Source organism: Bacillus sp. HMSC036E02, from assembly GCF_001836235.1.
In the GTDB taxonomy this organism is placed as follows: domain Bacteria; phylum Bacillota; class Bacilli; order Bacillales; family Bacillaceae_G; genus Bacillus_A; species Bacillus_A cereus.
On the sequence record NZ_KV827857.1, the window covers coordinates 200,934 to 218,901 of the forward strand.

A 17,968-nucleotide genomic window follows, 5' to 3' on the forward strand; every position below is an offset into this window, starting at 1 on the left:
TCTTCACCTATCCGATCGTTTTTCGTAATGACGAAGCTGGGATATGCATTTGTTCTCTATACTTCGCCACTGTTCTTCGAGAAATAACAATTTCATGCTCTTCTTCTAATAATTTTGAAATCTTTTGATCTGAAAGTGGCTTTTTCTTATCCTCTGCCCCAATTAGCGTTTGAATAAATTGTTTTACACGTTTTGTAGAAACTGCTTCATCTTCAGTCGTCGAAACGGCATTGCTAAAGAACGATTTCATCTCAAATAAACCGTGTGGTGTTTGCACATATTTATTTCGCGTCGCACGACTAATTGTCGATTCATGCACACTTAACTCTTCCGCTACCTCTTTTAAAGCGAGAGGTCTTAAATACTCTGGACCTTTCCAGAAGAAATCACGTTGTTTTTCCATAATAATAGTCATTACTTGCAGCAATGTCTGTTTTCTCTGCTTCAAACTGCGCATAATCCACTGCACATGCTGATACTTTTCTGATACGTAAGATGCTACTTCACTTTCACTATTATTAAGAAGCGCACTATATTCAGAATGAATTTCAATTCTCGGCATATTTCTCTCATTCATTTGTAAAACGAGGCGATCGCCATCTTTTTTCACCGCCATATCAGGTACAATGTAAAGTGGTTTATCTGAAGAAAACGCAAGACCTGGTTTTGGTTGTAATGACGTTATACAATTTACCGCACTCTGTAATTCCTCATTACTACATTTCAACACTTGAACGAGCTTTCGCCAATCTTTCTTCACGAAATAAGCGAAATGATCTTCTACAACCTCTTCTGCTAATCCATTACGCCTTTGTAAGCGCTTCAATTGTAAGGTTAAACATTCCTGAATATTACGCGCCCCTACCCCTGCTGGCTCCAGTGATTGGACAAGCTCTACAGAACGGTCGACTACATGAATATGTGCAGAAAGGAGCTCTGCTAACTCTTCATTCGTTTCTTGTAAATATCCATTTCCATCCATGTTCATAATAATGAAAGAAGCTACTTTTCGCTCTTCTTCATCTATTTTATAATACTGTATTTGATTTAATAAATGTTGCTGAATCGTTGTAGAATCCACACTGTAGATCTCCATCTGATTCTCGACTTGTTTGCTGGTACTTTTACTGTTGTTAGAGCTCTTTTTCTTCTCCCTCTCAAAACCACCTAACTCAATAAGGGGATTCTCTAACGATTGCTCATACAAAAACTCCGATAATTCTTGTACATTATACTGGAGCATTGTAATCGCTTGCCTTAACTCTTGTGTCATTGCCAAACGTAAGCTTTGTTCTTGTAAAAGACTTGCCTTCAAACTAATCTCCCCCTTGTTTCTATTGTACAATAAGTTTGGTAAAAGGAGAATCCTCACGCAGACACCCATTCCAAAATATTATTAATTTATATGTATTAATGAGATTTACAACTTACAACCGAAATTTGAATAATATTGAAAGAAAATAATAAAGTTAAAAATTATTATCAAGTACTAATAGTAAATCTTATTATTAGATATAACAAGAGGTAAATAAAAAAGTCCTAACCTACAAAACGTAAGTTAGGACTTTTTGACGCGCCCAGAGGGATTCGAACCCCCGGCAGACGTGGTACCGGAAACCACCGCTCTATCCGACTGAGCTATGGGCGCATGATTATAGAAAACACTTCATTTTCTTCTCATAATAATAGCAATAAAATCCATCTAAATCAATAAAAATATCCCCGTAATACCTTATGCATCTTAGCTAAGAGCATATAAAATCCATTCCACCCCTAAATTTTCCAATCATAAATTCTCCCCAACTCACAAATTATAATCTTTGAATTGATATTCCAAAGGGGGCTTCATTCAATGACTGTAATTACAAAATTAAAGCAGACTGTTTCTGGATTAAAAAGTGCCCAAGCTAGCTTAGAGGGATTCGCTCTTGATACGGATAACCAACAAGCTAAGCAACTTTTCCAAACAGCTGCGCAGCAAACACAAACGATTATCGATTCTTTAAACCCACGTGTTGAAGAAGTCCAACAAGAAGAACCACAATACTCACAGCAATAACGAACCAATCTTGCTGTGAAATAGAAAAAGGATGATATGCAGTCATCCTTTTTCTATCACATTACATATTGCAATAGAAATGGAATGATAATTATGCGAAAACTCGGCCTCATAACCGCATTATTTGCACTTCTATTTAGCTCTTTTACCGGATGTGATAATAGTCCTTTAGATAAAAAAGTGAAAGAAGAAGCAAAACGAACGGAGAAAGAAAAAGGTCCAAAGTTAACAAAGACGAGTACGGAATCCTTTAATCAATCTATATCACAAGGAGCGAAGAAAAGAGCTCTCGCTATGGATGAAATTATAAAAAGCACAGCAGTGAATTCAAATTTAGATCTCTACATAGCAGTTACACCTGAGCATCACGAAAGGTTTGGATTAAAGCCGTTGCGCAGCAAACTTCAAAAGCAACTAAGTGATGAGCACCCTACTTTCGATGTTCGTGTCAGTACAGATAAAAAAATCTTTATGTTACTCGAAAAACTCGAAAGAAAAATTAAGGAAAAAGAAGTATCTAAAGATGAAATTAATAAACAATTAAAATTCATTGGTAAAAAAATGGAGTCTAACACTTAACGCTTTTTAAAAGAAAAGGAAGGATTGCAATGTCTAGTAAAGATAAAAACTTAACCCCTGTACAACAGGAGTATAAAAAATTCGAACAAGAACGCGAACCAAAACGACCTGTCTTAAAAAATTGTATAAAAGCCTTTTTCGTCGGTGGTTTTATTTGCTTCATCGGACAACTCATTTCTACTTTTTACATCACATATTTTGATTTCACTGAACGCTCAGCAGGCAATCCAACAGTCGCAACTCTCATTTTCATCTCTATGTTACTAACTGGATTTGGTATATACGATCGTTTTGGACAGTTTGCCGGTGCTGGTACAGCTGTACCTGTTACTGGATTTGGTAACTCTGTTATTGCCGCATGTATTGAGCATCGAACGGAAGGATTTGTCCTTGGCGTTGGCGGCAATATGTTTAAACTAGCTGGTTCTGTTATTTTATTTGGTGTATTTTCCGCTTTCGTCATCGCACTTATTAAAACTATTCTCGTTCAATGGGGAGGGCTATAAATGTTACAAGGACACCGAACGTGGGTATTTGAAAACAAACCAGTCATTATCTCAACAGGGGTTGTCGGTGGACCATTTGAAGCAAAGGGGAACATCCCAGAAGACTTCGATATCCTTCATGAAGATTTATGGCTCGGACAAGATTCCTATGAAAAAGCACATAAGATTTTATTCGAAGAAGCTTGTAGTCGCGCTACTGAAAAAGCAGAGCTTCGTAAAGATGATATTCAATTCGTACTCGCAGGAGATTTAATTAATCAAATTACTCCAACAAGCTTTGCTTGCCGCACACTTGGGACTCCTTATCTCGGATTATTCGGGGCTTGCTCTACTTCTATGGAAGGTTTAGCACTTGGGGCAAGTATCGTAAATGCAAAAGGTGCAAAATATTTATTAACTGGAGCTTCAAGCCATAATACAGCTGTAGAAAAACAGTTCCGCTACCCTACCGAATACGGTGGACAAAAGCCGCCTACTGCACAGTGGACAGTAACCGGAGCAGGAGCCGCTATTTTAAGCGATACTGGACACGGTCCAAGAGTAACCTCTGCAACAATCGGCCGAGTGGTTGATATGGGATTAACGGATCCGTTTAATATGGGAGGCGCAATGGCTCCAGCTGCAGTTGATACAATTGAAGCCCATTTACGTGAACGTCAAATTGATGCCTCTTACTACGATTTAATTGTAACAGGCGATCTCGGACATGTAGGACGCGAAATTGCTTATGACTTACTACATAAACACGGAACGAAAGTAACGAGCGAACAATTTCAAGATTGCGGAATTATCATTTATAGAGAAGGACAACCTGTCATAGCTGGTGCTAGCGGACCTGGATGTTCCGCAACAGTCGTATACGGTCATTTATTAAACCGAATGAAAAGAGGAGAGTTCAAAAAAATACTTGTCGTTGCGACAGGTGCTTTACTATCTCCACTTACATTCCAACAAGAAGAAACGATTCCGTGTATCGCTCACGCCGTTTCGATTGAATTTGGAGGTGCAACGCAATGATTTTTTTCTGGGCTTTCGTCATTGGCGGACTTATATGTGTAATCGGCCAACTTATGTTTGATGTCGGCAAACTAACACCTGCTCATACAATGGCAACACTCGTTGTTGCTGGAGCTATATTAGATGGATTTAATTTGTATGAGCCATTAATTGATTTCGCTGGAGCCGGGGCAACTGTACCTATTACAAGCTTTGGTAATGCCCTCGTTCATGGCGCAATGGAAGAAGCTGCAAAACATGGCATCGTTGGCGTTATTACCGGCATGTTTAAAGTAACGAGCGCCGGTGTATCAGCGGCTATTATTTTCGGCTTCATTGGAGCATTGTTATTCAAACCGAAAGGATAAGAGGTGTTTATATGACTGTTATCGCTAGCGTAAAAACTTGCCTTGCTAGTGTAAGGGGCGCTCAAGCAAGTTTAAGCTCCCTTTCATTAAATTCACAAGACGAAGAATCAAAACGCGTATTTCATGAATGTATGTTAGAAATGGACAGCGTCATCGCTGATTTAAAGGATAGAATTTCAGTATTAGAACGTGAAGAACCTCAATATAAAGGGTTTTAAGTAGACTGGAGGAAACGACTATGTCTCACCTGCCGGAATGGACACTTGTCATTCTTCGCTCTGTATTCATATTAATTATTTTATTCGCTATTACGAAATGGTTAGGCAAAAGACAAATCTCTCAGCTTTCCTTTTTTGAATACATAGCCGGAATGACGATTGGTGACATCGCTGCCCAAGTATCTACAGGGCTCGATTCAAAATTTTTTCACGGCGTCTTTGCGATACTCATTTTCGCTGTGGTACCTTTTTTAACAGGAATCCTCTCTTTAAAGAACAAAACAGCTCGGGACTTCTTTGAAGGGAAATCTACCGTATTAATAAAAGACGGAAAGATACTCGAAGATAACTTAAAGAAAGAAAAATATACGAGTGACGAATTACTGGAACTTCTCCGTGGAAAAAGTGCGTTCAGCGTAGCTGAAGTCGAATTTGCTGTCTTAGAACCGAGCGGAGAATTAAATGTATTATTAAAGAAAGATTCCCAGCCACTTACAGCAAAAGACATCGGTTTAAAAGTACCAAACGAGAAAGAACCACAAACTGTTATTATGGATGGAAATGTACTAGATGAACCTCTTTCAGCAAGCGGACATAACCGCGCTTGGCTACATTCAGAATTAGAAAAACTCGGTGTTGTTATTGAAAATGTCTTCCTCGGTCAAGTGGATTCATACGGACAACTTACTATCGACATTTACAATGACAAACTCCAAATGCCTTCTCCTCAAAACAAACCTTTATTATTAGCATCTTTAAAAAAATGTCATGCTGATCTTGAACTATTTTCCTTAGAAACAAAGTCGAAATCAGCAAGTGAAATGTATAGTAAAAATGCGAAACAAATCGAAAAGATTTTAAATAAAGTAACCTATCTTTTAAAAGACTAATTATCGAAAGAACGCTTCAGTTAAAAGGCGTTCTTTTCTTTTTTTCTCCAGTTTTCATAACGTTTAAATTTATGTAATTCGGTTATGATGTTGAAGATACATAAGCAGGGAATTTCGAAAACATAGCGAATATTTCATGGTACAACTACATATTTTTTTGATTTAAAGTGGTTTCGTTTGACCTTTATTGACCATAATTGTATTATAAGACTAAGAAAGCTTTATAAGGAGGAAATAACAGATGAATTTAATTCCTACAGTAATTGAACAAACAAATCGTGGAGAACGCGCTTACGATATTTACTCTCGACTATTAAAAGACCGCATCATTATGCTTGGTAGTGCAATTGATGACAACGTAGCTAACTCAATCGTTTCCCAGCTTTTATTCTTGGAATCTCAAGATCCAGAAAAAGATATTCACATCTACATCAACAGCCCTGGTGGTTCTATCACAGCGGGTATGGCAATCTATGATACAATGCAGTTTATTAAACCACAAGTATCAACAATCTGTATCGGTATGGCAGCATCTATGGGTGCATTCTTACTTGCAGCAGGTGAAAAAGGAAAACGTTATGCACTTCCAAACAGTGAAGTAATGATTCACCAACCACTTGGTGGAGCACAAGGTCAAGCAACTGAAATCGAAATCGCTGCAAAACGTATCCTATTCTTACGTGAAAAACTAAACCAAATTCTTGCTGACCGCACTGGTCAACCACTTGAAGTACTACAACGCGACACAGACCGCGACAACTTCATGACAGCAGAAAAAGCTTTAGAATACGGTTTAATCGATAAAATCTTTACAAATCGTTAATACTTAAAAGCGAAAGCGGCTCGTTTAGAATCAAAGGGCGATGGAGCACCTGATTCCGAGGCGCTTTTTGCCTCGAATGAAGGGGCGAAACAACCGGAGATTCTAGCCGCTGAAGCTAGATACATAAAAAAGCGCCCTATTACAGGGCGCTTTTTTATTATCATGCACTCCCGTCTGGATACCCACCCTGGTATTCACCTAAATATATCAGCGATTTTTCAAATATATCGACCGTAACTCCGATTATATCGGCGATTATTTTAATATATCGACGTTTCGACACCACTTATCGACTTACCGACAATCCTCGACAAGCACATTCTCCTTAAATACCCCTCCCCGCTAATTCGCACAGACAACAAAACAAAAAAGCTATCGCATATACGCGATAGCTTTTTATTGTACATATGCAGCTAATGCTTCTAAAGCCTCTTCTGCATCTGAACCTTCTGTTGTAATTGTTATCATGCTTCCAGTTCCAATTGCTAAGCTCATAATCCCCATTATGCTCTTTGCATTTACTGTCTTTCCATCTTTCTCGATGAAGATATCTGCATGAAAGCGATTTGCCTCTTGTACAAACAACGCAGCCGGACGTGCTTGTAAACCGTTTTTTAATGAAACCTGAACTCTTTTTTGAACCACAGCTCCATTTCCCCTTTAACCTCTTATTTTTTTGCTACCGTTTCCCCCGCGCGTAATTTCTCTGCAATTTCATCGATTTTACGCAAACGATGATTAATACCCGACTTACTAATCTTCCCCCCGGATACCATCTCACCTAACTCTTTCAATGTTACATCTTGATAATCTCTTCGTAATTGTGCAATCTCTTGTAGTTTATCCGGCAATATATCAAGACCAACTGTCTCATCAATGTAACGAATATTTTCAATCTGCCTTAGTGCTGCACCAATTGTTTTATTTAAATTAGCTGTTTCGCAGTTCACTAAACGATTTACAGAATTACGCATATCACGTACGATTCGAATATCTTCAAATCTTAAAAGTGCATTATGAGCACCTATAATATTTAAAAACTCTGTAATTTTTTCTGCTTCTTTCAAATACGTAATGTACCCTTTTCTTCTCTCCAGCGTCTTACTATTTAAATCAAATCCGTTCATCAGTTCACATATAGCATCATTATGTTCCTTATATAACGAAAAGATTTCTAAATGATAAGATGATGTTTCTGGGTTATTTACTGAACCACCTGCTAAAAATGCTCCGCGTAAATACGATCGTTTACAACATTTCTTCTCAATCAGTTCTTGTGATATATTTCGAATAAATGAAAAGTCATCTCGAACGATATGAAGATCAGCTAATATTTCGCGAGACTTCTCAACAAGCCGCACAATATATACATTATTTTTCTTCAATCGCATTTTTTTACGAACAAGTAATTCTACCGTCACGTCATATCCTTTTTTCAAAAGCGTATAAATCCTTCTTGCAATTGCCGCATTTTCCGTTTGAATATCGATAGATAGACGACGGTTTGAAAAAGAAAGCGACCCGTTCATTCGAAGTAGCGCTGATAATTCTGCTTTCTCACAGCATTCCTTCATCTCAAGATTCGTCAACTCTTTCTTTGTTTCTGATGCAAATGACACAGTCAACACCTCCTTATACGATTATTGCGGAACAAAATTCTTGTCCTATATGAATGAGGAGCGCTACCTCAAACGAGGCAACGCATATTTATAACAATGAATATAAAATCGAAGCTAACTTTAACGTATCATGCCTTACAACATGATCATCATACTTCGCTAATCCCTCTTGAATAACATCAATATTATTTTCAACAAAACGTTCTTCATCCACTACAACTGGTGTAGACATTTCTTCATCATATAACTTACGTAATTCACAAGGAATCTCACGGTTATTTACAATTGCAGTATTGATAAATGGTTGCCCTAAATGATCGTGTAACGCCTGCACATGATCAAAAGCAGTATATCCCATCGTTTCACCCGCTTGTGTCATAACGTTACATACATATACCTTCTTCGCCTTTGCAGCAAGAACAGCGTCTCCAATTTTGTTAACAACTAAATTGGGTAATATACTCGTATACAAACTTCCTGGGCCGAAAACAAGTAAATCAGCTCGTTTAATCTCAGCCAACGTTTCATGCAATGGCTCTACATCTTCTGGAGTCAAAAAGACGCGATTAATCTTCTTTCCGTAATAAGGAATCTTTGATTCACCTGTTACAATTTCTCCATCTTCAAGTTCCGCATGAAGTACCGCACTTTGATTCGCTGCTGGTAATACACGTCCTCTGACATTTAATACTTTACTTGTTTCCGTAATTGCATGGAAAAAGTCTCCTGTAATCGAGGTCATACCTGCCAATAATAGATTTCCTAACGCATGACCTTTCAGTCCGTCTCCTGTTGTGAAACGGTGCTGAAATAAAGCTTCCACCAGTGGCTCTACATCCGATAACGCAACAAGTACGTTACGGATGTCACCTGGAGGTGGAATTTCTAGCTCATCACGTAATCTACCCGAACTACCACCATCATCAGCGATTGTAACAACTGCTGTAATATCAACAGGATATTGCTTTAATCCTCTTAATAAAACAGAGAGTCCAGTTCCGCCTCCCATGATGACAATTTTAGGCTTTCTCTCTTTTTTCATCCCTTAATGGCCCTTTCTCTTCTCCACATCACGATGAGATACATGAACACTATACTCTGGTTTCAAATGTTTCCCAAGGTATTCTGTAAGCGTAACAGAACGATGCTGTCCACCTGTACATCCAATTGCAATTACAAGTTGACTTTTGCCTTCTCTTTTATAATGAGGCAGCATGAAAGTAATCAGATCCGTCAACTTCTCTAAAAACTTATGTGTCTCATTAAATTTCAGTACATACGAAGAAACTTCTTCATCTAGTCCTGTTAATGGCTTCATGTGTGGAATGTAATATGGATTTGGTAAAAAACGAACATCAAATACTAAATCTGCATCAATTGGAATACCGTACTTAAATCCAAATGACATAACATTTACACGAAATGCTTGCTCAGTTTCTGTTGAGAACAAGTGAACAATTTTTTCACGTAATTCTTTTGGTTTTAAATCCGATGTATCAAGCACAATATTCGCTCGTGCCTTCATATCTGTTAATAAATTGCGCTCTGCTTCGATTCCCTTTAATGGCAAACCAGTTGGTGCAAGTGGATGCGAACGTCTCGTTTCTTTATAACGAGTTACAAGCGTACTATCTTTCGCATCTAAAAATAAAATATGAGGAATAATCCATGTACGTTCTGATAAATCATCAAGTGCTCCCCATAAATGTTCGAAAAACTCGCGGCCACGTAAATCAATACCAAGTGCCACTTTATTCATTTTCCCTTTTGAATCCGCCATAAGCTCAATAAACTTTGGCAATAACATCGGTGGTAAATTATCTACACAAAAATATCCTAAATCTTCAAAACTTTGTAAAGCTACTGTTTTTCCAGCTCCAGACATCCCTGTAATAATTACCATTTTTATATCATTATTCTCTGTCATCGTATCCTCTCCTTGACGGTTTAACTCGGATCTAATCGATATGAAAGCAACTCAAAATCTGGGGTATATACAAATGTACCGTAGATTATGCCATTTCCTTTAATTAAATAATCAATAATGTGATAATCTCCTGGCGCCATTGCTAAATCATCAATTTTATCAAATGTATGCCAACCAATGATGCCTTCTTCGCTCTCTAGTTTGTTTTCTCCTGCAAAATCTGTCGCTAAAAAGGAGAACATCATCCATTCAGAAACAACTTTATCACCTTCTTGGATGACAAAGGTGAAGACCCCCTTTAACGCTGGATTTTTCAAATAAATACCTGTTTCTTCGCGATATTCGCGAACAACGGAATCTCTTACAGTCTCACCACGCTCCATTTTCCCGCCTGGTGCAACCCACCAATTTCGGCGAGGTTTTTGGAGTAAGAGTACTTCATTATCTCTAATTAACACACAGTTTGTCACTCTTTGCATGTTTCTTCACCTCAGCTACTTGCAGTAAAATTCCTCACTGCATACTTCTTTCATTATACTATCAAAAACAGTTTGCTACAACGAAGGAGCCAGTCCTCTTTCGCTAAGCATATGCTACTCAGCAATTTTAAAAAGCTTTCTATAACAAGCAATGTAAATGCTTATACTTTTAATGAATAGCATGAAAAATCCCCTTAACGATTTTTATCGCCAAGGGGATTAAAGCCCTTATTTCTTACCGAAATAAGTAACAATCGCAAATCCTAAAATAAAGGTAATGATTGAACTTATAATTGAAAATCCACCAGTCGGAATCCCTGGGAATACAATTACAATCGAACCGATTACAAGTCCAATAATTGCCGCAAATGTCATACTTTTATAACGATCTAATAAAAAACTAATGCCTTTACTACTTACAACAAATCCGACCATAACACCAGCACCGATAACCAAGATTAAAGGTAAATTAAGTGTAGTTAAAGCGTTAATTGCTGTTGGATACACACCAATAATTAATAAAATAAACGATCCACTAATCCCAGGAAGCAGCATGGCCATACTAGCCATCCATCCTGCGAAAAATAAACCAATTGCATTTAAAATTGTTAAAGTCGTAATTGGATCTGCTGCCTTATCTGGTTTAAAGAAAGCTGTAATCGCAACAAGAATTGCTGCAACTATTAATAAAACGATGTGCTTACCTTTAAACGATGACTTTGCATCAGCTTCCCTCATTAACATCGGTAATATACTAATAATTAAACCGAGGAAGAAAAATTGAGTCGGTTCATAATGATTTGCAAGTAAATATTTAATAACGTGACTTAACGTTAAAAATGCCGCTGCCACACCAGCTGCAAGGGGAATTAAAAATCCTAAATGTTTTTTCCATTCACGACTAAAGAATCCACTAATTGCCGCAAGCAATTGTTCATAAATCCCTAACACAACAGCGATTGTACCGCCGCTCACACCAGGAATTAAATCACTAACGCCCATACAAAATCCACGATATATATTACGCCATTCCATACTGAATAAATTCCTCATTTCTTATAGTGATTTTTTCCGTAAAGTCCAGTATATCAATAAGAAAGCTTATAATCCTTATATTTTTTGACAAAACTTTGACATTTTCACACAAAAAAAGAAGAAAGCTCCTGTCGGTAGCTTTCTTCTCAAAAGGTATATTATCCCTTATTTTTCTGATACAGTTTTTAATTCCTCTAATAATTCTTCTACGTAATGTTGTGCACTTTGCGCTGCAATACTACCGTCACCTGTTGCAGTTACAATTTGACGAAGCATTTTTTCACGAACATCACCAGCTGCGAAAATACCAGGGATTTTCGTTTCCATACGCTCGTTCGTTTCAAGGTAACCATTTTCATTTGTAATACCTAGTTCAACAAATGGTTTTGATAAAGGTAACATACCGATGTATACGAATACGCCGTCAGTTTTGACTTCTTTCTCTTCTCCACTATTTACGTCCACAAGTGTTACACTTCCTACTTTACCACTTGCTTCGTTGATTTCTTTTATAGTGTGATTCCAAATGAAATCTACTTTTTCGTTTTGGAAAGCACGGTCTTGTAAAATTTTCTGTGCACGAAGCGTGTCACGACGGTGAACGATCGTTACTTTTGATGCGAAGCGTGTTAAGAACACACCCTCTTCAACAGCAGAATCTCCGCCACCAATTACGATAAGCTCTTTTCCTTTAAAGAATGCTCCGTCACATACTGCACAATATGATACACCGCGGCCGCCAAGTTCTGTTTCACCCGGTACACCAATTTTTTTATACTCTGCACCGCTTGCAACGATAATTGCACGTGCTTTATATTCTTTTTTACCAGCAATAATTGTTTTGTATTCTTTACCATCGATGACTTCTTTCACATCACCGTATGCATATTCAGCACCAAATTTCTTCGCATGCTCAAACATTTTATTTGATAAATCTGGTCCTAAAATAGACTCATAACCTGGGTAGTTTTCTACATCTTCCGTGTTTGCCATTTGGCCACCTGGAATACCACGCTCAAGCATTAATGTGCTTAAATTTGCACGAGATGTATATACTGCAGCTGTCATACCAGCTGGTCCTGCACCAATAATAACGACATCATAAATTTTTTCTTCTGACACACTATTCACTCCTATCCATTCCTACACAATTAAGTTACCCTCATTATACTGTTAGCATCATTTTTTTCCCAATGATTTGCTTATCTTATGTGTGCGTACGCTTAACAGCTTGCACATACTTTCGGACAGTCGCTACAGATACATTATATACATCTCCAAGCTCCGACTGTGTCATTTTATTTCCTTGTTCGCCGCGTACAATGTATTCAATCGCAGCTGACCAGCCGTACACATTTGTAAATATGTCTCCAGATGTATATAAACGTATGAACGTACAAAACCAAAAGTGTAAACACTCTTCAATTAATTCATCATCTTTTTTCGTATAATTGTATAATGCATCCGCAATTCTCGCGCACTGCTCAAATTGCTGTAAATCAGCTGGAATACTCTTATGACTATTAAGTAAAAAGAAGTACTTTGCAAGTTGCGATACGATGGGAACACCGTTCTTCGCTTGCGTTATATCAAAGAAGAATCCAACCTTCTCCGGCGTTGACAATTCATTCATTAAATATAAAGCTAGCATTTGTTCTTCTAGCGTCGCACTTTGCTGAAATGATTTTCGTAATTCTTCAAATAACACATTTTGCCCTTCATCTGCTAAATTCAGCGCATTCCACGGTTCTTTTCCCTTTTTATCAGGATGTAATTCCACGACATATTGCCACATTTTTTCAGCTAGTTGCTGGTCTTTCACCATATACGCAGAATATGCAAACCAATAATAAAAACTAACGTCTCCCTCATATCCTTGACGCTTTAATAGTTTGAACCACTTATATGCATGCTCGAAATAACCAATTGTTGCGAGTGTAGTTCCCAGTTTCAAACGATGTTCAAATGAAATCGGATATACCGAAACTAGCTGTCCCGCTAATGCCTCTACTTGTTTATGCTCTCCAATTGAATATAGAAAAATAAGCGTATTACAAAGCGCATGTATATTGCCAGGATTTTTCTCTAAAATCATTTCTGTTAACTTCAGTGCTTTGTCTACATTACCAGATTGAAAATGTGCAATGGCTAAATTATTATGACCTGACCAAAATTCCGGATAATCTTTCGTAACAATTTCTAATGTAGCAATTGCTTCTTCCAATTGTCCATTACGAATATAGCGATTCGCTTCTTCCTGCATAACAATTAAATCATCTTCATCTTCAATCTCTTCCGCACCCATTGCTTCTTCTTCCATAATCTCAAGAAGTTCTAACGTATCTTCTACGAATTCCTTCTCTTTTGCAACTTCTAAATAACGATCTGCATATTTCTTCGCCTGTTGAAATAACCCCATATATGCATAATTATTTGCAATAAAATAATAGCACTGTTCAAGTTCTGGATTAGATCTAACTAACTTTAAGAAGATTTGATTCGATTCTTGATATTCACCAGCCTCAGATAATACTGATGCTAATTGACATAAAATAAACGGCTCCTTCTCACTTTGTGCCGCTCTTCGAAAATATTTAATTGCATCTTGCAATTTTTGTCCTTTGTAAGCTCTCATCCCTTTTTTATAAAAGAAGTCCGCTAATTGATTAAAAGAGATAACTTGTCCGTTCTCCTTATATATCCTTTGATTTTTCCCCATATATCCTCCAGTTTTTTGTTTTCTTCGTTCACACATTCTTCTATCTATAAGTATAAACGATTCCGTAAAAAACAAAACAGTATATTATACTCAATTATTTCCTTTTTATTCATAAAAAAAGAGGAGAAATGTTACATTTTCACCATGAACCTTCTCTTGCGGTCATTTGCTCTTTCGTATAAATAATACGCATTGGATTTCCACCTACGAAAGCACCGCTCGGTACATCTCTATGAACAAGTGTGCCAGCTGAGACAGTCGCACCGTCTCCAATTTTCACACCTGGTAATATTGTTGCATTCGCTCCAATCATCACTTCATTTCCAATGACGATTTCCCCAAGTCGATATTCACGAATTAAATATTCATGCGCTAAAAGCGTTGTATTATAGCCAATAATCGAATTCTCTCCCACAGTTATCTTTTCCGGGAACATAATATCCGGCATTACCATAAGCGCAAATGATGTTTTCTTTCCTACTTTCATCCGTAAAAAAGTACGGTACAACCAATTCTTCACAGATAAAAATGGCGTGTAACGCGCAATTTGGATAATAATAAAGTTTTTCATCACCTTCCAAAAAGACACTGTTTTATACACATTCCATAATGAATTTTCTCCTGAAACAGGATAGCGCGTTGTCCGTCGCACTTAGCTCGCTCCTCTACTAACTTACTTGGACCTTTATGAACGTTTCATATTAGACAAAATCGGTAACAAATCACTCATTTTATCTAGCATAAAGTCCGGCTTGTAAGCTTCTAAATACGCTCTACCTTTCAACGTCCATGAAACCGCAGCTGTTTTCGTCCCCGCATTTTGACCACCGACAATATCATGATGATTATCTCCAACCATCAATGCCTCTTCTGGTTTTGCATCTAATAATTCAAGCGCTTTTTGAAGTGGCTCTGGATGTGGTTTCACATGCTCTACATCATCAATTGTCACGACAACATCAAAGAATTCATCAAGCTTTGACAACTGTAATCCCATCTCAACGGTTTGTCTCGCTTTCGTTGTAACAATACCAACTTTATAACCTTGCTTCTTCAACTCTCGAACTGTTTCATATACAGTTTCATATTCTTCTACTAATTCATCATGATGATCATGGTTAAATTCGCGATAACTTGTAATCATCTCTTCAACCTTACTTTCATCAATCTTACTGAAAGTATCATGCAAAGATGGACCGATAAATGGCAACACATCTTCACGCTTATATTGATTTGGATAATACGTATTTAAAGTATGTAAAAAAGAAGAAATAATAAGTTCGTTTGTATTAATTAAAGTTCCATCTAAATCAAATAACACTGTATTTATTCTCATTGCCTTAGTCCTTTCGCCTTCCTGAATATGAAAGAAGCAGCATCTTATAATAAGATGCTACTTTTCTCTAATTTTCCGAATATCTTTTATCAGCTTGCCCCATTTTTCGTCTCACAATAATGAAAATAATAGAAATAACAACAAGTCCAATTGACATTACTTGTGCAATACGAAGTGGTCCTAGCATTAAACTATCTGTACGTAAGCCTTCTACGAAGAAGCGTCCTACTGAATACCAAATTAAATATGTGAAGAATAATTCCCCGCGGCGTAAATTCACTTTTCTTAATGCAAGTAGTAAAATTACACCTGCAAAATTCCATAATGATTCATATAAAAACGTCGGATGATAGTACACACCCTCAATATACATTTGATTAATAATGAAATCTGGTAAATGAAGACCTTCTAAAAACTGTCTCGTTACTTCATCACCATGCGCCTCTTGGTTCATAAAGTTTCCCCATCGGCCAATTGCTTGTCCTAATAAAATACTTGGTGCAGCAATATCCGCCAACTTCCAGAATGAAACCCCGCGTCGCTTTGCAAAAAGAATCCCTGTAATAACCGCTCCGATTAAACCACCATGAATCGCCAAGCCACCTTGACGAATATTAATAATTTGACTCGGGTTTTGCGCGTAATATTCCCATTCAAAAATAACATAGTACATTCTCGCAAATAGAATAGCGATCGGTACTGCAATTAATACAAGGTCAACAAATGTATCTTTTGGAATACCTAGCCTTTCTCCCTCGCGAGTTGCTAGCCAAAGACCTAATAGCACCCCTGTACCGATAATAATCCCGTACCAATAAACAGGAAACGGCCCAAGTTGGACAGCTACGCGGTCAAGCTGCGGTACAGAACCTAACAGCATATGTATGACCTCCCTCTCCAATGTTTACTCCTGATTCCCTAACTCAATCGCACTCATTAATCGTTCTGAGAACTGCTGTGCTGCATTAACTCCCATACGCTTTAAACGGAAGTTCATCGCTGCTACTTCAATAATAACAGCCAAGTTTCGACCAGGACGAACTGGAAGTGTAATCTTCGTAAGTTCTGTATCAATAATTTTCATCTTCTCTTCATCAAGACCTAAGCGATCATAGTTTTTCTTTTGATCCCAAATTTCAAGATTAATAACAAGTGTAATACGCTTATAATTTCGCACTGCCCCTGCACCGAATAACGTCATAACGTTAATGATACCTAGACCACGAATTTCTAATAAATGCTCAATTAAATCTGGTGAGCTTCCTACTAATGTGTCTTCATCTTCTTGGCGAATTTCTACACTATCATCCGCAACAAGGCGGTGACCACGCTTCACAAGTTCAAGAGCTGTCTCACTTTTACCAACACCACTTTGACCTGTAATTAAAACACCAACACCGTAAATATCTACTAATACACCATGAACAGCAGTTGTTGGTGCTAGCTTACCTTCTAAATAATTAGTTAAACGACTTGATAATCTCGTTGTCGTTTGAGAAGAACGTAATAAAGGCATGCCTGATTCACGTGATGCTTGTAATAACTCATCTGGTACATCTTGATTACGAGTTATAATAATACATGGCGTCTCCTCGGTACAAAGCGCTTTCATTCTCTCTTGTTTTTGCTCTGTTGTTAACGTATCAAAGAACGTGAGCTCCGTTTTTCCAAGAAGCTGCACGCGATCAGCTGGATAATATGTAAAGAATCCTGCCATTTCAATTCCAGGTCGTGATAAATCACTTGTATCAATCGGACGATGAATTCCTTCCTCACCACTTATTAACTCCAATTGAAATTGTTCAATTAAATCTTTTGTCCTTACTTTTGGCATATGTATAAACCTCCACTCCGCTGCGGGTTCAGTCTCGTTTGATGTAAAATTCCATTCTACCGGATATTGTACCATTTTTTTCTGGAAACAAGAAATACGGTTTCTAATAAATAGAAAAAAACATTTCATACGAATAATGAAATGTTTTTCTTTTTGTCATTTTCTCTTTTTTTCATATAGAGGTTCCACAATTGCCTTCTCAATAATCATATTAAAAATTGAAATACAAATTGCCGCAACAATCGCTACACCAAATCCTGATATATTAAAAGCATCTCCTAATAATGAATCTGCTATTTTTAACGTAATCGCATTAATAACAATTAAGAAGAAGCCGAAAGTTACAACAGTAATTGGTAGCGTAATTAAAATTAAAAACGGCTTTACGAACACATTTAAAACCGCCAATATAATACTCGCAATAATTGCAGTTTGTATATTTGCTACGTAAAATGCATCTGGTGCAATCCCTTTTAAAAGCCCCGATACAGCGATTAACACAACGCTATTTACAAGAAGTGATACAATCCATCTCATTTCGTTACACATCCTTTTAAACATATATATTTCATCATACGCT

General features: G+C 37.4%; 22 protein-coding genes and 1 tRNA gene. 8 read left to right on the forward strand and 15 right to left on the reverse strand.

What is annotated here, in order from left to right:
• Positions 1-7: 7 nt before the first annotated feature.
• Positions 8-1,315 carry an RNA polymerase factor sigma-54 gene (rpoN, locus tag HMPREF2590_RS22185; protein ID WP_000647955.1) on the reverse strand — a complete coding sequence of 436 codons (1,308 nt, stop codon included), beginning with the start codon at positions 1,313-1,315 and terminating at the stop codon, positions 8-10.
• Positions 1,316-1,572: 257 nt separating this feature from the next.
• Positions 1,573-1,648: transfer RNA gene (locus tag HMPREF2590_RS22190), tRNA-Arg, on the reverse strand.
• Positions 1,649-1,852: 204 nt separating this feature from the next.
• Between HMPREF2590_RS22190 and HMPREF2590_RS22195 the strand changes: the two genes are divergently transcribed.
• From HMPREF2590_RS22195 to clpP, 8 genes are all read left to right on the forward strand, one after another.
• Entirely contained in the window at positions 1,853-2,059 is a 207-nt protein-coding gene (locus tag HMPREF2590_RS22195) for a DUF1657 domain-containing protein (RefSeq protein WP_000216166.1), read from the forward strand.
• Positions 2,060-2,152: 93 nt separating this feature from the next.
• Positions 2,153-2,638, forward strand: a complete 486-nt coding sequence (locus tag HMPREF2590_RS22200) for a YhcN/YlaJ family sporulation lipoprotein (protein WP_001228546.1) — start codon at positions 2,153-2,155, stop codon at positions 2,636-2,638.
• Between the two features lie 29 nt (positions 2,639-2,667).
• Entirely contained in the window at positions 2,668-3,144 is a 477-nt protein-coding gene (spoVAC, locus tag HMPREF2590_RS22205; protein ID WP_000095399.1) for a stage V sporulation protein AC, read from the forward strand.
• Positions 3,145-4,161 (forward strand): stage V sporulation protein AD, encoded by a 1,017-nt coding sequence (gene spoVAD / locus HMPREF2590_RS22210; RefSeq protein ID WP_000938972.1) that lies wholly within the window; start codon positions 3,145-3,147, stop codon positions 4,159-4,161. It begins immediately after the preceding gene.
• Positions 4,158-4,508: a stage V sporulation protein AE gene (gene spoVAE / locus HMPREF2590_RS22215; protein WP_000575919.1), complete on the forward strand. Its 351-nt coding sequence runs from the start codon at positions 4,158-4,160 to the stop codon at positions 4,506-4,508. Before spoVAD ends, spoVAE begins: the two co-directional genes overlap by 4 nt.
• Positions 4,509-4,519: 11 nt before the next feature.
• Positions 4,520-4,726, forward strand: a complete 207-nt coding sequence (locus HMPREF2590_RS22220) for a DUF1657 domain-containing protein (protein WP_000215909.1) — start codon at positions 4,520-4,522, stop codon at positions 4,724-4,726.
• Positions 4,727-4,746: 20 nt separating this feature from the next.
• The gene (locus tag HMPREF2590_RS22225) at positions 4,747-5,616 is read left to right on the forward strand and encodes a DUF421 domain-containing protein (RefSeq protein WP_000018924.1); all 870 of its coding nucleotides are present in this window, start codon (positions 4,747-4,749) and stop codon (positions 5,614-5,616) included.
• 241 nt (positions 5,617-5,857) lie between these two features.
• The gene (gene clpP / locus HMPREF2590_RS22230) at positions 5,858-6,439 is read left to right on the forward strand and encodes an ATP-dependent Clp endopeptidase proteolytic subunit ClpP (protein WP_001049162.1); all 582 of its coding nucleotides are present in this window, start codon (positions 5,858-5,860) and stop codon (positions 6,437-6,439) included.
• Between the two features lie 396 nt (positions 6,440-6,835).
• Here clpP and HMPREF2590_RS22240 read toward each other — a convergent pair whose 3' ends face one another.
• The 13 genes from HMPREF2590_RS22240 to HMPREF2590_RS22300 all read right to left on the reverse strand — a co-directional run bounded on the left by HMPREF2590_RS22240 (position 6,836) and on the right by HMPREF2590_RS22300 (position 17,925).
• A complete protein-coding gene (locus tag HMPREF2590_RS22240; protein ID WP_000250307.1) occupies positions 6,836-7,084 on the reverse strand; it encodes an HPr family phosphocarrier protein in 249 nt (82 codons plus the stop codon).
• Between the two features lie 23 nt (positions 7,085-7,107).
• Positions 7,108-8,058, reverse strand: a complete 951-nt coding sequence (gene whiA, locus HMPREF2590_RS22245; RefSeq protein ID WP_000006560.1) for a DNA-binding protein WhiA — start codon at positions 8,056-8,058, stop codon at positions 7,108-7,110.
• An 88-nt stretch (positions 8,059-8,146) separates the two neighbouring features.
• A complete protein-coding gene (locus HMPREF2590_RS22250; protein ID WP_000712186.1) occupies positions 8,147-9,100 on the reverse strand; it encodes a gluconeogenesis factor YvcK family protein in 954 nt (317 codons plus the stop codon).
• 3 nt (positions 9,101-9,103) lie between these two features.
• On the reverse strand, positions 9,104-9,985 hold the full coding sequence (rapZ, locus tag HMPREF2590_RS22255) for an RNase adapter RapZ (RefSeq protein WP_000138459.1): 882 nt from the start codon (positions 9,983-9,985) through the stop codon (positions 9,104-9,106).
• 20 nt (positions 9,986-10,005) lie between these two features.
• Positions 10,006-10,464 carry an NUDIX hydrolase gene (locus HMPREF2590_RS22260; protein WP_001190080.1) on the reverse strand — a complete coding sequence of 153 codons (459 nt, stop codon included), beginning with the start codon at positions 10,462-10,464 and terminating at the stop codon, positions 10,006-10,008.
• Positions 10,465-10,692: 228 nt separating this feature from the next.
• A complete protein-coding gene (locus tag HMPREF2590_RS22265) occupies positions 10,693-11,499 on the reverse strand; it encodes a DUF368 domain-containing protein (RefSeq protein WP_000455193.1) in 807 nt (268 codons plus the stop codon).
• A gap of 165 nt (positions 11,500-11,664) precedes the next feature.
• Positions 11,665-12,621: a thioredoxin-disulfide reductase gene (gene trxB, locus HMPREF2590_RS22270; RefSeq protein WP_001288078.1), complete on the reverse strand. Its 957-nt coding sequence runs from the start codon at positions 12,619-12,621 to the stop codon at positions 11,665-11,667.
• Between the two features lie 85 nt (positions 12,622-12,706).
• Positions 12,707-14,218 (reverse strand): tetratricopeptide repeat protein, encoded by a 1,512-nt coding sequence (locus tag HMPREF2590_RS22275; RefSeq protein ID WP_000517720.1) that lies wholly within the window; start codon positions 14,216-14,218, stop codon positions 12,707-12,709.
• A gap of 139 nt (positions 14,219-14,357) precedes the next feature.
• Positions 14,358-14,870 (reverse strand): acyltransferase, encoded by a 513-nt coding sequence (locus tag HMPREF2590_RS22280; RefSeq protein WP_003313390.1) that lies wholly within the window; start codon positions 14,868-14,870, stop codon positions 14,358-14,360.
• 33 nt (positions 14,871-14,903) lie between these two features.
• On the reverse strand, positions 14,904-15,554 hold the full coding sequence (ppaX, locus tag HMPREF2590_RS22285) for a pyrophosphatase PpaX (protein ID WP_050822169.1): 651 nt from the start codon (positions 15,552-15,554) through the stop codon (positions 14,904-14,906).
• A 67-nt stretch (positions 15,555-15,621) separates the two neighbouring features.
• Positions 15,622-16,434 carry a prolipoprotein diacylglyceryl transferase gene (gene lgt, locus HMPREF2590_RS22290; protein ID WP_000924240.1) on the reverse strand — a complete coding sequence of 271 codons (813 nt, stop codon included), beginning with the start codon at positions 16,432-16,434 and terminating at the stop codon, positions 15,622-15,624.
• Between the two features lie 24 nt (positions 16,435-16,458).
• Complete coding sequence (gene hprK, locus HMPREF2590_RS22295; protein ID WP_001127251.1) at positions 16,459-17,388, reverse strand: HPr(Ser) kinase/phosphatase; 930 nt, start codon at positions 17,386-17,388, stop codon at positions 16,459-16,461.
• Positions 17,389-17,544: 156 nt separating this feature from the next.
• Positions 17,545-17,925 carry a phage holin family protein gene (locus HMPREF2590_RS22300; RefSeq protein WP_001267308.1) on the reverse strand — a complete coding sequence of 127 codons (381 nt, stop codon included), beginning with the start codon at positions 17,923-17,925 and terminating at the stop codon, positions 17,545-17,547.
• Positions 17,926-17,968 lie beyond the last annotated feature (43 nt).

What these genes read in the sequence shown, in the direction of transcription:
- HMPREF2590_RS22195 (WP_000216166.1), top strand. Translation starts at nt 1,853, where the DNA reads ATGACTGTAATTACAAAATTAAAGCAGACTGTTTCTGGATTAAAAAGT.
- HMPREF2590_RS22200 (WP_001228546.1), top strand. Translation starts at nt 2,153, where the DNA reads ATGCGAAAACTCGGCCTCATAACCGCATTATTTGCACTTCTATTTAGC.
- spoVAC (WP_000095399.1), top strand. Translation starts at nt 2,668, where the DNA reads ATGTCTAGTAAAGATAAAAACTTAACCCCTGTACAACAGGAGTATAAA.
- spoVAD (WP_000938972.1), top strand. Translation starts at nt 3,145, where the DNA reads ATGTTACAAGGACACCGAACGTGGGTATTTGAAAACAAACCAGTCATT.
- spoVAE (WP_000575919.1), top strand. Translation starts at nt 4,158, where the DNA reads ATGATTTTTTTCTGGGCTTTCGTCATTGGCGGACTTATATGTGTAATC.
- HMPREF2590_RS22220 (WP_000215909.1), top strand. Translation starts at nt 4,520, where the DNA reads ATGACTGTTATCGCTAGCGTAAAAACTTGCCTTGCTAGTGTAAGGGGC.
- HMPREF2590_RS22225 (WP_000018924.1), top strand. Translation starts at nt 4,747, where the DNA reads ATGTCTCACCTGCCGGAATGGACACTTGTCATTCTTCGCTCTGTATTC.
- clpP (WP_001049162.1), top strand. Translation starts at nt 5,858, where the DNA reads ATGAATTTAATTCCTACAGTAATTGAACAAACAAATCGTGGAGAACGC.
- HMPREF2590_RS22250 (WP_000712186.1), bottom strand. Translation starts at nt 9,100, where the DNA reads ATGAAAAAAGAGAGAAAGCCTAAAATTGTCATCATGGGAGGCGGAACT.
- rapZ (WP_000138459.1), bottom strand. Translation starts at nt 9,985, where the DNA reads ATGACAGAGAATAATGATATAAAAATGGTAATTATTACAGGGATGTCT.
- HMPREF2590_RS22260 (WP_001190080.1), bottom strand. Translation starts at nt 10,464, where the DNA reads ATGCAAAGAGTGACAAACTGTGTGTTAATTAGAGATAATGAAGTACTC.
- HMPREF2590_RS22265 (WP_000455193.1), bottom strand. Translation starts at nt 11,499, where the DNA reads ATGGAATGGCGTAATATATATCGTGGATTTTGTATGGGCGTTAGTGAT.
- HMPREF2590_RS22275 (WP_000517720.1), bottom strand. Translation starts at nt 14,218, where the DNA reads ATGGGGAAAAATCAAAGGATATATAAGGAGAACGGACAAGTTATCTCT.
- ppaX (WP_050822169.1), bottom strand. Translation starts at nt 15,554, where the DNA reads ATGAGAATAAATACAGTGTTATTTGATTTAGATGGAACTTTAATTAAT.
- lgt (WP_000924240.1), bottom strand. Translation starts at nt 16,434, where the DNA reads ATGCTGTTAGGTTCTGTACCGCAGCTTGACCGCGTAGCTGTCCAACTT.
- hprK (WP_001127251.1), bottom strand. Translation starts at nt 17,388, where the DNA reads ATGCCAAAAGTAAGGACAAAAGATTTAATTGAACAATTTCAATTGGAG.
- HMPREF2590_RS22300 (WP_001267308.1), bottom strand. Translation starts at nt 17,925, where the DNA reads ATGAGATGGATTGTATCACTTCTTGTAAATAGCGTTGTGTTAATCGCT.